Genomic DNA, 12,123 nt, shown 5'->3' on the forward strand with positions numbered 1-12,123 from the left:
CGGGATCCGGTGCCGCGGGTCCCTCCCGGACGGTTCTGGCGTGCGGCGTGGCCGCCTCGCGGGAGCGCGTACTCGTACGCCCGCGGAGCGCGGCCGTGAGCCCAACCGTGGCCGCCACCGTCGCCGCCGTGGTGGCGTTCGTCGTTCTGCATGCCCTCGCGCTGCGGCGTACCGCCGGGCTCGCCGTCGCGGGATCGGCCGTCGCCGTCGTGGCGGCCGCCACGACGGGCGCCGCTGCCGGACTGCGCCCGTGGAACGTCATGGGCACGGCCTTGGTCGCGGCCGGCGCCGCGGCCGTGGCCTGGGTGCTGGGCAGGTCCCAGCGGCGGCGCCGGGCCGAACGCGCCGCCCTGGCCGCGTACCGCGCCCGCGCGGCGGCCATTCCGCGGTTCGCCGCGCTCGCCGAGCGGGACCGGCTGCCGTCGAACTGCACGACGTGGCAGCGCACCGGCTCACCGCCATCGTCGTCTCCGCCGCGGCGGCCCACCGGCTCACCGACCCGGACCTGATCGCCGATGCCCTCCGGCACGCGGCGGACGCGGGCCGGAAGGCCGTGGCGGAGCTGGACCGCCTGGCGGGCGCGGGCGAAGGCGCCGCGCACGTCTCACTCGCCGACATCGCCGAGCTGGCCGCCGAGTGGGGCGCCGAGTTGCATTGCTGCACCGCCGACACCGTGCCGGCCGTCCCCGCCGCGACGTGCGCGGTCGCGTACCGCGTGGTCCGCGAGGCGCTGACCAACACGGCCCGCTACGCCCGCGGCGCGGCCGTACGCGTCGCCCTCGACAGCCGCCCCGGACTCATCACGGTCACCGTGACGGACGACGGCGGCACCGCCGCGGAGCCGGACCTCGGCACCGGCCGCGGCCTGGCCGGACTGCGCGGCACCGTCGGCGCGGCCGGCGGCACGCTCTCCTACGGACCGACGTCCGGCGGCTGGGCCGTCCACGCCGAACTCCCCTGGCCCGGAGATCCGTCGTCCGGGCCGATGCCCGGCGGACCGCGAGGCGTGGCTCCCGCCTGGCTCGGGACGACGGCAGAGAGCGCACGCCGTCGGGTCCGGCGGTCCCGTCCCGCCGCGGTGCCCGGACGCCCGCTGCCCGTCTCCCGACGACCGGTCCCGGCTCCCGGCGCCACGCCGGGCACGGGCTTTCCGCCGTGCGACCCGGAACAGGACGTGGCGCCCGCGTCCAGCAGTGTGCGGGCCCCCAACGGTGCGGCGCCCGCGCGCCGTTGGCTTCTGGCTCGCCGCGCCGGGACTCGCAGCCCACGCCGGGCGGCGTACGCGTGCTTCACCGGCCGGTTTCGGCGGCGCGCCCGGGCACGGGTGAGCCCTGCCGGGGGGCTCGGCCTCCGCTTTCGGATCCGGCCTCGTCCTGTCGAGCCGGCGGGCCCACGCCGCCACCCGCTCTGGCGCGGGCCCACTTCCCTCGACTGGGCCCTGGTCGTGCTCGCCGTCGCGCTCTCGCTCGGCGTGGGCCTGCTCTCCGAGGACGTGCCCGACCCGTTCCACGGCAAGCTGTCCGGCCTCGCCTTCGTCCTGCTGTCCGCCCTGCACGCCGTACCGCTGGGCCGGCGGTCGCGCGCCCCCGGGGCGGGGCTGATCGCGGTGCTGTCGGCGCTGGTGCTGTGGTGGGGCTGCGACCAGGCCGGCTGGACGCGACCGCCGGTCAGCGACATCTTCCTCGTGTACTGGTGGGTCGAACTGACCTTCGCGTACAGCGCGGGCGCGTATCTGCCGGTACGCCGCGGCGCCCTCGCTCCCGTCGCGGTCGCCGCGATCGGCGGGTTGGCACTCGCCGGCGGCAGCGGCATCACCGGCAGCCGGGCGGCGGCCTGGGCAGCGCTGACCGCCCTGCTCGCTGTCCCCGCCTTCGCGCTGTGGGGACTGGGGGTGCACACGGCCCTGCGGCGTGAGCGCCGCAGGGCCGCCGCAGCCCGGAGCCGGGAACTACTCGAACGGGACGCCGCCGACGCCGTACGCAACCAGCGCCGCGTGATCGCCGCGGGCCTGCTGCGCACCGCGCACCGGCACGCGTGCGACGTGGTGGCTGCCGCCGACGCCGGGCGGCTCGACACCGTCCTCGCCGAAGCACGAGCCGGCCTCGCCACGCTCAGGGAACTGCTCGCGGAGCTGCGCGGCGAGGGCGAGGCCGGTAAGGGGTATGGCGGCGCCGACGGCCGCGCCGGCGTCGCCGTGCCGCCGCCCACGCTTGCCGGCATCTCCGCGCTGGCCACCTGCTACGGCGCCACCGTCAGCTACCGGGGATCGCGCGCTGCCGAGCCCGTCGTCGTGGGCGTGGCCGCATACCGCGTCGCGGCGATGCTGCTGGCCGAGGGGGTCACGCTGACTGTGCTGCGCGGCGCCGCGGGTGTCGAGGTGTCGGGACCGCTGCCTGCCGTGCCCGGCACGCGACGACACGTCCAGGCGGTGGCCGACGCCATGGGCGGTACGCTCACCCTGACCGACGACGCGGTACGCGTGTGGCTGCCGGAGGTGTTCCCATCACGATCAGGGTGACCGTCGCCGACGACCAGGCCGTCGTACGCGCCGGAATCGTGGCGATCCTCGACGCCGAACCCGGTCTGTCCGTCGTCGGACAGGCGGCCGACGGCGAGTCCGCCGTCGCGCGCGTGCTCGAACTGCGGCCGGACGTCGCCCTGATGGACATCAGGATGCCGGGCGTCGGCGGGCTGGCCGCCACCGCCCGAATCACCGCGGACGCACCCGGCACGCGCGTCGTCGTCCTGACCACCTTCGACCTCGACGAGTACCTGTTCGCCGCGCTGCGGGCCGGGGCCGTCGGCTTCCTGCTCAAGGACGCCGAGCCGGAGCGGGTGGTCGACGCGGTGCACGTCGCCGCCCGCGGCGCCGCGCTGCTCGACCCCGTGGTGACCCGACGGCTGATCGAGCGGTATGCCACCGGTGATTTCCCTGCCGACGCCGCCCGGCTGCGGCAGCTCACCCCGCGCGAGACCGAGGTCCTGCGGCACGTGGCCCGCGGGCTGGCCAACGCCGAGATCGCTGCCGAACTCGGCATCAGCCCGGCCACCGTCAAGGACCACGTCGCGGTGGTCCTCGCCAAACTACGCGTCCGCGACCGTGTCCAGGCGACGATCGCCGCGTACGAGACCGGTCTCGTACGCCCCGGGGTCCGCTGAAGCACCGGCCGGGGGCACCGACGGTCGGCCCGTGCCGAACCGGCCGTGCCGGGCGCGGCACATCACACAGCGGCCGTCACGCACCGCGGTGTCCGCCGGAACGTACGGGCCGGGTGGCGGCCCGCGCCCGCACCAACACAGAGTGCCGACACCCCGGACTCCTGGGCCGGACCCTGAGGAACCTCCGGGTCTCGGCGGGTCCGGCCGCCCTTCCCGAGGGGTGGTGACCCCCGCCGTGCGGCGGGGGTCACCACCCCCTCCACCAGCGGATCTCGCGGCCGGACGGTCGTCCGGCGGCCTGACGACCGGGCCCCGCACCCGCACCTAGCCTCGCGGTCATGGCACTCAGGATTCCTCCGCTCGGTCAGTCCCCGCTCGTCCGCCGCATATGCGGCGGCCTTCTGCTCGCCGTCACCGTGGCGCTGGCACCGGCCGCCGCGGCGGCCGGCTTCGTCGTGGCGGCGTTCGCGACCGCGAGCGTCCCGCTGCTCGCGGCCACAGGTCTCGCCGTCGCCGCGGTGGTCGCCGCGCTGCTCGGCGGCGCGGCGTTGAGCCTGCTCGGCAAGGGCGGCCTGCGGGCCACGGCCGCCCTCACGGGCATCCTGCTCCTCGGCGTCACGGGCCTGGCCGCGGCCACGGTCTTCCGCCCGATGCCGACCCCGGCCGCGGGCCGGGTCCCGTCCGACGTCCGCTTCTGGAACCTGCCTACCGGCTCCCGTATCGCGTACGTCCACGCGCGCGCCGTCGGCACGCCCCGGCCGACCCCCGTCATCTTCCTGCACGGCGGCCCCGGCACCCCGGCGGAGGGCATCCCCACCGGCGGGCGGGAACTGGCCGCGGACGGTTTCGAGGTCTACTCCTACGACCAGGTCGGCGCGGGCCGTTCCACCCGGCTCTCCGACGTCACCGGCTACACCGTCGCCCGCCAGGTCGCCGATCTCGATGCGATCCGCCGACTCCTCGGTGCGGACCGGATCGTCCTCGTCGGCCAGTCGTGGGGCGGCTCCCTGGCCGCCCAGTACCTGCGGGCGCACGCCCCGCACGTGGCGAAGGCTGTCTTCACGTCGCCGGGCGCCCTATGGGGCCGGGAGTATCCCGGGTCCAAGGCCGGTGAGCCCTGGGACGACCTGACACCGGCCCAGCGCTCCCGGCGCGACGACCTGGACAGCAGGCCCCGCCTGATCACCGCGAGCCTGCTTCTCGGCGTCAACCCGCGCGCCGCGCACGCCCTGGCCGGCGACCGCGAACTCGACCACTGGATGCACGAGTTGGCTCTTCTCGGCAAGAACACCACGTCCTGTGTGGGCGCGGCGCCCACCGAGGCGCACAACAACCCGCAAGGCTTCTACAGCAACCAGATGACCGTCAAGGACTTCGAACAGCTCCCCGACCCGCGTCCCGTGCTGCGCGGGGTGCACGTTCCGTCGCTGATCCTGCGCGGTCAATGCGACTTCGTCAAACCCGAGGTCACCCAGGAGTACCGCCGGACCCTGCCGGACTCCCGGCTGGTCCGTGTCCGGGGTGCGGGGCACGCCATCGCGCATGCGCAGCCACGCCTGTACACCGCGCTCCTGCGGGCCTTCCTGCTGGACAAGCCCCTCCCCGCCCCGGAGGCGCCCGGATCCGGAGTCCCCGGGGCCGGGCACGCGTCGCCCACCGGTCCGTAGTCCCGGCCGTCGTCGGCCCAGGTGTTCCGTCCTGGGAGGTTGTGGACGGGTGTTGCAGGTCTCGGCCGAGGGACCTTGACGGAACGCGAGGAGGCTCATCCGCCGCTCAACTGTCCGGAAGGCTTGTCATCGCGCTCCTGTCCGCCCCTCTCCAGAGAATCACGCGCCTGCCTCGGACCGGCTGCCGTCCAGGAGACGGCCGCGGTCGGTGTCGCGCTCGGCCCCGGGGCGATTCCGGTAGACGGGTGCGGGGGTGAGGCAGGGGACGGCGCCTGGCCCTCCCCCGCGCTCCTCCGCGTCAGCCCTTCGGGTCTGTGAGGTAGGCGTCGATGACCCGCATCGCCTCCTCCGTCCCGCCTCTGCGGTACAGCCAGTGACCCACGACGTCCATCGTGAACAGGGTCGCCTTCGGGAAGGAGCGTGCCATGCGGCGCGCACCGGGCAGAGGGGTCGCCAGATCATGGGTGGCATTGACCACGAGGACGGGCGGGAGGGGACCCTCCGCCTGGGCGGGGCGGGGCTTGGGCAGCATGGTCCAGCCCTGGCAGCCGAGAATGATGTCCAGCGCCTGGGAGTTGTAACGGACGTGCGGGGCGGCCTTGGCAGCCCGTTTGAGGATGTCCCGGTACTCGGCGTAGTCGCGGATCCGGAAGTCGTAGTCGCGACACAGCACGAGCCGCGAGGCGATGACGGTGACCTTGGGGATCCACTGGACCTCGCCCTTGCCGGTGTACAGGGCGGCCAGTTGCTTCACCGTTTCCTCCCGGCCCCCTTTGCCGACGGCGAAGGTCAGGAAGTCGGCAAGCCTGTCGGCGTCGACCTTGGTGCGCGTCGGTCCGTTCGGGCCCGGCTCGCGGAGCGTGCCCGCGTCGGCGCGGGCGAACAGCTCGTCGGTGACGGCGATCAGGTCCTTGCCGTTGAGTGCGCAGGACGGGTCCTTCTCGCACCAGGCCGCGAGCCGTTTCAGGGTGTCGTCGACGGTGACGCTGGCGTCGGTGAGGTAGCGCTCGGCGTCCGGCCGGTCCGGGTCCATCGCGCTGTCGAGGGCCAGCGCGCGGAGCCTGCCGGGGAACAGGCGTGCGTAGCGCTCGCCGAGGGAGGTGCCGTAGGAGTGGCCGATGAAACTGATCCGGCTTTCGCCGAGGGCGGCGCGGATCGCGTCCATGTCGCGGGCCACGCTCTCCGTGTCCATGTGGGCGGCAAGCGGCCCCGTCCGCTGCAGGCAGCTGTCCGCCAGGCGGCCGTTCAGGGTGCGCAGCCGCTCGAACTCGGCCGCGTCGCGGGGGCGGGCCGGGATCGATTCGGTGATCGTCTCGTCGCAGACGGCACTCCGGCTGCGGCCGATGCCACGTGGGTCAAAACCGATCATGTCGAAGCGCCGGAGCATGTCCGGGGAATAGCCGCTGACGGGGTCGTCCGCGTACAGCGCGTCATCGGCCCCGGGCGTCCCGGGGCCGCCCGGGTTCGACATCAGGACGCCGATCCGCCGCGCGGGGTCGGTGGCCCGGTAGCGGGCGACGAAGATGCCGGTCTTCGGGCCCTGCGGCTTCGACCAGTCCAGCGGAACCTTCACCGTCGCGCACTGCGCCCGCGGGCTGGGGTCGGGGTAGGGCGGTTCGGCCGCGGGACAGGCGCCCCAACTGATCGGCGGGACAGAGGTGGTGGCGCCGGACGGCTCCTGGGCGACCGCCGTGCCGGGGACGGTCATAGCGGTGGCGGCGAAGGAGGAGGCGGACAGCGCGAGGAGAAGGAGTGCGGAGAGAGCTCGCCGTCTCGGTGGAGAGGGTGGTATCGAGGCCGGGTTCGGAATCGGGTTCACATACAGGCTCGTGTTCACGCACGTGACTGTTCCGGTCGCGTATGACGGTGCCTCCATGAGCACATGGTGGGAACGTAACAAGGGACCCGGCGTCTACGTGCCCGCATCCCCGCACGCCCCCCCGTGCTCCGGCACGTCCATCTGTCGGGATCCGGTCCCGTGGACGAGACGATGGAGCCCATCGAGGTCAGCGCCGGGGCCGGGCGGGCGAGTTCCGCGAACAGCTCGGCGTGACACCGCCGGCGAGCGATCCAAAATCATGTGCAACCTGCGCCGAGTCGTGCTGGGATCATTCGTCATGGATGTTCATTTTCTCAATGACGCGGACTTGATGGACAGGATGGAGCGGAATCTGGCGGAACATGCTTGTCACCTGCATCGGAGCATGAGCGGTGCGACCGTTGCAGAGACCGATGACCTCCTGGTCGCCGACAGCAGCCTGGACGACGACACTTTCAACATCGTTGCCGCGGCCCGCTTCACCACCACCACCGCTGCGGCACGTATCACCGAGACCGCCCGAACGCTGGCTCGCACCGGCCGCCGCTTCTCCTGGTGGGTGGGGCCCGCCTCGACGCCACCGGACCTCACCGCCCGCCTGACAGCGGCTGGTCTGCCGGCATCCGAACGCGAGACGGCGATGTGGGCCGAGCTGGACGACACCCTGCCGCTGCCCGCCGCCCCAGGACTGGACATCCGGACGGTGGCCACGCCCGAACAGCTCGCCGACTACGCCTCGGTTCTCGCCGCGAACTGGACCCCGCCCTCCGACACCGTCCGCCGCTTCTTCGCCCAGGCAGCCCCGCAGGCCCTGGCCGCGCACTGTCCGGCCCGTTACCTGGTCGGCTACGTGGACGGCCGTCCGGTCTGCTCGGCCGAAGTGTTTCATCACGCGGGGGTTGCCGGGATCTACAACATCTGCACCCTGGCCGCCCACCGCCGACGCGGCTACGGCGGTGCCATCACGCTCGCCGCACTCCACACGGCCCGCGACCGGGATCACCACATCGCGGTCCTGCAGGCGTCCACCGACGGCGAGCCCGTCTACCGCCGCCTGGGGTTCCGCTCCTGCGGCCAGTTCACCGAACACACCATCAACCCCTGAACACCCCGAACTCCACAAGGCGTTCTGCCCACTTCCATAACGATCCTCGTCGCGACCATTCGTTGATGGCCGTGACGAGAACGGTCGCCTCTTAGCGGACCGCGAGCTTGTCCTGCCTCGTGGCAATCGCCGGGTGCCTCCGACCCTCCGCCTCGCGACGCACCGCACCGGACGCCGCGGGCCCCGCCCTTCGGGCGGACGACGCTACTTTCGATTTCGAAGCGCGCCCTGGTCGGACAAGGTGAGAACCACCTCATCAATCTCCTCGCTGCGAGCGTCCGCGAAGCCTCGCTCGTTGCGGGTCAGCACGAATCCGCACTTCTCCAGGACACGAATGGAGCCGCCGTTGTCCGCAGCCGCACGGGCATGCAGCGGGCGCTCCGGTAGGACGCCGAGCAGCTCTCGCAACGCGCCGGTCGCCGCTCCACAGCCCCAGTACTCACGCCCGATCCAGTACGTGACCTCGCGCTCCTCTGGCGGGCCGAACACCGCGACATGGCCGACGACCTCCCCGGCCTCGCCGACGGCAGTGCGCACGACGACCCCCGGATCGTGGCGAAGCCGCGCCCAGTGCGCATCGAACCAGGCACGGTCCGACGGATCCTCGGCAGTGAACGCCGCCATCCGCAATCCCTCAGGATCGTTCATCTGAGCGAAGAAGATCGCCAGGTCGCCGTCCTGCACTTCCCGCAACGTGACGTCCATCAGAACCCCCATTTCGGATCAGCGGCGACGAGCGTGCCATTCGGGGGCCAGAATCGCCCAGAGCTCCTTGTCGTGGCGGGTGCCGCCGTACGGCCAGTACTCGCGCCGCACGCCCTCGCGTGTCATGCCGAGCCGCTCGGCCACAGCGGAGCTGCGCTCGTTGTCAGCTCGGCAGTGCCACTCGGCGCGGTGTACTCCCCGGGAGGTGAACGCCCACTCCAGCAAAGTGCGGCATGCCTCTGTGATCAGGCCTTGCCCCTCGGCGGAGGGTTCCAGCCAGCAACCGATCTCGCACGAACCGACGGCGGCGTCGAAGTTCACGAACATCACGCCGCCGACCAGCGTGCCGTCGAGCCAGATGCCGTAGAGGCGGGCGCCGTCCGCGGCCTGGCGCTCGGCATACCGGCGCAAGGTGGCCCGCGCACCGTCGAGATCGTCGGTGACGAACGCCTCCCCGACCCACGGCCGGATGTGTTCGCGGGCCCGGTCCATGTGGGCGGCGAACTCCTCGGCGTGCCATATCTCGAGCGGGCGGAGACAGGCGTTGTCCCGCAGCGGGAGGGAGAACATGATGACCCCATTCACACAACAAGCGTTATGGCTATGTACGGTAGCAGCATGCCACGTACCAAGGGTGACCACGAAGCCCGTCGGCGCGACGTCTCCGAGGCAGTCTGGCGGGTGCTGGCCGCGCACGGCTTCGGCGGGCTGACCATGCGCGCCGTCGCCGCCGAACTCGGGGCGACCACCGGCCTGCTCACCCACTACTTCCCCGCCAAGCGCGATCTGGTCGCACACGCCCTCGACCTGCTCGAACTGCGTACCGCCTCCCGCCCCCGGCGTACCGCCGGGAAGGGCATGTCCGCCGTGAGGGCCGTGCTGCTGGACGTCCTGCCGCTGACAGACGAGGCCACCGTCAGCAACCGGATCTGGGTGTCCTCCTGGGACGCAGCGCTCGCCGACCCCGAGCTGAGCGACGACTACGCCCGCAAGTACGCCCGAAGCCGCGACCGGCTGCGCGACCTGGTGGCCGCGGCCCAACAACTGGGTGAGCTGCCCGCCGGGGACCCGGCCCGCGTCGCGGCCGGCGCCCAGGCCTTCGTGCTCGGCCTGGTGGTGCAGGCCCTGTTCAGCCCGGAGGCGTTCCCGCCGCACCGCCAGACCGAACTCCTCGACGACTACCTGGCCGCGCTGGCCTCCCCGCCTCCGCCCAGTGACCATCACGCGGTCTCGCCCTGACGACCGAGCTGGATCGCGTTCGGGATTTCACTCCCCGGGCAGAAGTCGTCGACGTGGGCGGGGCGACCGTGATGAGCGGCGTCCACGACGGCCAGGTGCACCCGCTCTCCACGGGCGAGCCTTCACTTCGGCCCCTCGTCACAACAGCGCAGCACAAAGGAGCGGCACTCAGAAGAGGCGCGGACACTCATGAGGAGTGTCCGCGCCCGCGGCACGCAGCCATCGACGGCGCCGGCCCGCCGCGGGAACAACCGGCCCGCCGCCGGAACGAGTTGAGCAACGGCAGCTCACGCGGCAGGTCGTGGAGCGCCCACAGTGCCAGGGCGTGTTGCGAAAGTGGCGTCGTCCGCCCGAAGGGCGCGGCCCGCGGCGTCTGGTGCGGTGCATCGCAAGGCGGAGGGTCGTCCTCGTACGGGGCGTACGTGGATGATCCCGACAACGTGGCGAGGCGCCGTGCCAGGCGTCGCAGGCCAGACAGGACTTTCGCAACACGCCCTACGCCATCAACGGGTGAGGGCCATCGGGCGGAGGCGTCCGTCGTGGACTTCGGCGATCTGGTCGACGGCGGTGAGGTGGGTGCGGTCGTGGGTGACCAGGACGGTGGCGGTGGCCTGCTGGTGGGTGAGGCGGGTGATCAGGTCGAGGACGGCGGCGCCGCGTTCGTGGTCGAGGGCGCTGGTGGGCTCGTCGACCAGGAGGACGGTGGGGTCGTTCATCAGGGCGCGGGCGATATTGACGCGTTGGCGCTGGCCGCCGGACAGCTGGTGGGGACGGCGGCGGGCCTGGTCGGCCAGGCCGACCGCGTCGAGGAGTTCGAGGGCGCGGGTGCGGGCCCTGGCGGGGCTGCGGCCGTCGAGTTGGGCCATGACCTGGAGCTGTTCGGCGGCGGTGAGGGAGGGCAGCAGGTTGGGCTGCTGGAAGACGATGCCGATCTTGTGACGGCGCAGGTCGGTGAGCTCACCGCGGCTCATGCCGGTGGTGGGGGTGCCGTCGATGGTGACCGTGCCGACGTCGGGGGTGATCAGGGTGGCGGCGACGGCCAGAAGACTGGACTTTCCGGAGCCGGAGGGGCCGACCACGGCGGTGAGGCTGCCCTTGGGCACGTCCAGGGCGACCTTGTCGAGGGCGGTCAGGCGGGTGTCGCCGTCGGGGTAGGTGAGGGTGATGTCGGTCAGGTTCAGGCTCATCGGGCGCTCCCCAGGGCGGTCAGCGGGTCGACGGAAGTGATGCGGCGAACGGACAGGGCCGCCCCGAGGACGCCGAGGAGGATCATCACGGCGGCGGGGACGAGAACGGTGGCGGGGGTGAGAAGGAACGGCACCGCGCTGCCGACGACGAGGGCGCCGACGGCGGCGGCGATGCCGGTACCGACCAGGGTGCCGCCGACGAGGAGGACGACGGCCTGGCCGAGGGCGTCCTTGAGGAGGGTGGCGGTGGAGGCCCCCAGTGCCTTCAGAACGGCGATGTCGCCGCTGCGCTGGATGGTCCACACGGTGAAGAAGGCGCCGATGACCAGGGCGGAGATGGCGAACAGGAAGCCGCGCATCATCTGCAGGGAGCCGTTTTCGGACGTGTAGGACCCGATCGCGGACAGCGAGTCACCGGTGGAGACGGTCTTGGTGCCGGCCTGCTTGTCGGTGGCCGCCACATCGGCCCCGGAGGTGGTGTTCAGCGCGATCACGGTAGCGGTCGGACGGTCGCCGTTGTCGGCGGGCGGCGCGATCTTCTGCCAGGTGTCCAGGCTGGTCCAGATCACCGGGGTGTGGCTGAAGGAGGCATCGCCCCGCACGGCGGCCGCCGTCAGCCGCTGCCCGGCCACGGTGAACGAGTCCCCGGGGGCAAGGCCGAGGTCGTCGGCGGCCGCGGTGGACAGCACCACCGACCGGTCGTCGATCTTGCTCCTGTCCGGGGCCAGGTGGGAGCCGGGCGTCACGCCGAAGGCGGAGACCCCGATGCTCCTGTCCCCGGCGGTGGCCTTGGTGGTGGTGATCCCCAGCGGTTCGGCGCTTTCGACGCCGGGCGCCTCGGACCACCGCTGCCACTGTTCGGCGGTGACGGTGGAGTTGGAGTACGACAGGTCCCCGCCGTCGGCGGGGGCCTGGAAGGCGATCCTGTCGGCGGGCAGTCCGGTGATCGCGGAGATGTTCTGCTGGCCCAGTCCGGCCGTCAGCCCGGACAGCAGCCCGACCAGCAAGGTGATCAGCACGATGACGGTCCCCATCAAGGCGAACCGCCCCTTGGCGAACTTCAGGTCTCTCCAGGCGACGAACACGGCTCGGTCTGCCCCTTCAACGTGGAATCGGTATGTCTCCACGATCGCTGCTGCCCCCTTGTCCGGGCATCTGGCGTCAGGCGGCACTTCGCGGATCGAAGGACAGCACACCGGTTGCAACTTTCGATGGAGGCCGTCGCCGGGTCTGTTTTCGTAG

The 12,123-nt window shown here is 72.5% G+C and carries 11 protein-coding genes; 6 read left to right on the forward strand and 5 right to left on the reverse strand.

The window, feature by feature from the left end:
• The first annotated feature begins 95 nt into the window (after window positions 1-95).
• The 4 genes from ACFYY6_RS18685 (at window position 96) to ACFYY6_RS18700 (ending at window position 4,826) form a co-directional block, all read left to right on the forward strand.
• Window positions 96-509, forward strand: a complete 414-nt coding sequence (locus ACFYY6_RS18685) for a hypothetical protein (protein WP_389194192.1) — start codon at window positions 96-98, stop codon at window positions 507-509.
• Complete coding sequence (locus ACFYY6_RS18690) at window positions 437-2,518, forward strand: hypothetical protein (protein WP_389194195.1); 2,082 nt, start codon at window positions 437-439, stop codon at window positions 2,516-2,518. The genes ACFYY6_RS18685 and ACFYY6_RS18690 overlap by 73 nt, the downstream gene beginning before the upstream one ends.
• Complete coding sequence (locus ACFYY6_RS18695; protein WP_351525110.1) at window positions 2,515-3,159, forward strand: response regulator transcription factor; 645 nt, start codon at window positions 2,515-2,517, stop codon at window positions 3,157-3,159. The genes ACFYY6_RS18690 and ACFYY6_RS18695 overlap by 4 nt, the downstream gene beginning before the upstream one ends.
• Before the next feature lie 338 nt (window positions 3,160-3,497).
• Complete coding sequence (locus tag ACFYY6_RS18700; RefSeq protein ID WP_351519167.1) at window positions 3,498-4,826, forward strand: alpha/beta fold hydrolase; 1,329 nt, start codon at window positions 3,498-3,500, stop codon at window positions 4,824-4,826.
• 298 nt (window positions 4,827-5,124) lie between these two features.
• Here ACFYY6_RS18700 and ACFYY6_RS18705 read toward each other — a convergent pair whose 3' ends face one another.
• Window positions 5,125-6,663: an alpha/beta fold hydrolase gene (locus ACFYY6_RS18705; RefSeq protein ID WP_388651805.1), complete on the reverse strand. Its 1,539-nt coding sequence runs from the start codon at window positions 6,661-6,663 to the stop codon at window positions 5,125-5,127.
• A 322-nt stretch (window positions 6,664-6,985) separates the two neighbouring features.
• Between ACFYY6_RS18705 and ACFYY6_RS18710 the strand changes: the two genes are divergently transcribed.
• Window positions 6,986-7,750 carry a GNAT family N-acetyltransferase gene (locus ACFYY6_RS18710; protein ID WP_351519170.1) on the forward strand — a complete coding sequence of 255 codons (765 nt, stop codon included), beginning with the start codon at window positions 6,986-6,988 and terminating at the stop codon, window positions 7,748-7,750.
• A gap of 204 nt (window positions 7,751-7,954) precedes the next feature.
• On the opposite strand, the gene ACFYY6_RS18715 is transcribed toward ACFYY6_RS18710, so the two are convergent.
• Window positions 7,955-8,455 carry a GNAT family N-acetyltransferase gene (locus ACFYY6_RS18715; protein WP_351624343.1) on the reverse strand — a complete coding sequence of 167 codons (501 nt, stop codon included), beginning with the start codon at window positions 8,453-8,455 and terminating at the stop codon, window positions 7,955-7,957.
• Between the two features lie 18 nt (window positions 8,456-8,473).
• Window positions 8,474-9,025: a GNAT family protein gene (locus ACFYY6_RS18720; RefSeq protein WP_351519169.1), complete on the reverse strand. Its 552-nt coding sequence runs from the start codon at window positions 9,023-9,025 to the stop codon at window positions 8,474-8,476.
• 48 nt (window positions 9,026-9,073) lie between these two features.
• On the opposite strand from ACFYY6_RS18720, the gene ACFYY6_RS18725 reads away from it, so the two are divergent.
• Window positions 9,074-9,694, forward strand: coding sequence for a TetR/AcrR family transcriptional regulator (locus ACFYY6_RS18725; protein ID WP_351624345.1), 621 nt, complete (start codon window positions 9,074-9,076; stop codon window positions 9,692-9,694).
• Window positions 9,695-10,197: 503 nt separating this feature from the next.
• Here the strand turns inward: ACFYY6_RS18725 and ACFYY6_RS18730 are convergent.
• Together ACFYY6_RS18730 and ACFYY6_RS18735 are read right to left on the reverse strand one after the other, a co-directional pair.
• Window positions 10,198-10,881, reverse strand: coding sequence for an ABC transporter ATP-binding protein (locus ACFYY6_RS18730; RefSeq protein WP_351519161.1), 684 nt, complete (start codon window positions 10,879-10,881; stop codon window positions 10,198-10,200).
• Window positions 10,878-11,966 (reverse strand): ABC transporter permease, encoded by a 1,089-nt coding sequence (locus ACFYY6_RS18735; protein WP_351519160.1) that lies wholly within the window; start codon window positions 11,964-11,966, stop codon window positions 10,878-10,880. Before ACFYY6_RS18735 ends, ACFYY6_RS18730 begins: the two co-directional genes overlap by 4 nt.
• Window positions 11,967-12,123 lie beyond the last annotated feature (157 nt).

It is taken from the genome of Streptomyces sp. NPDC001750 (assembly GCF_042892615.1).
Classification (GTDB): Bacteria; Actinomycetota; Actinomycetes; order Streptomycetales; family Streptomycetaceae; genus Streptomyces.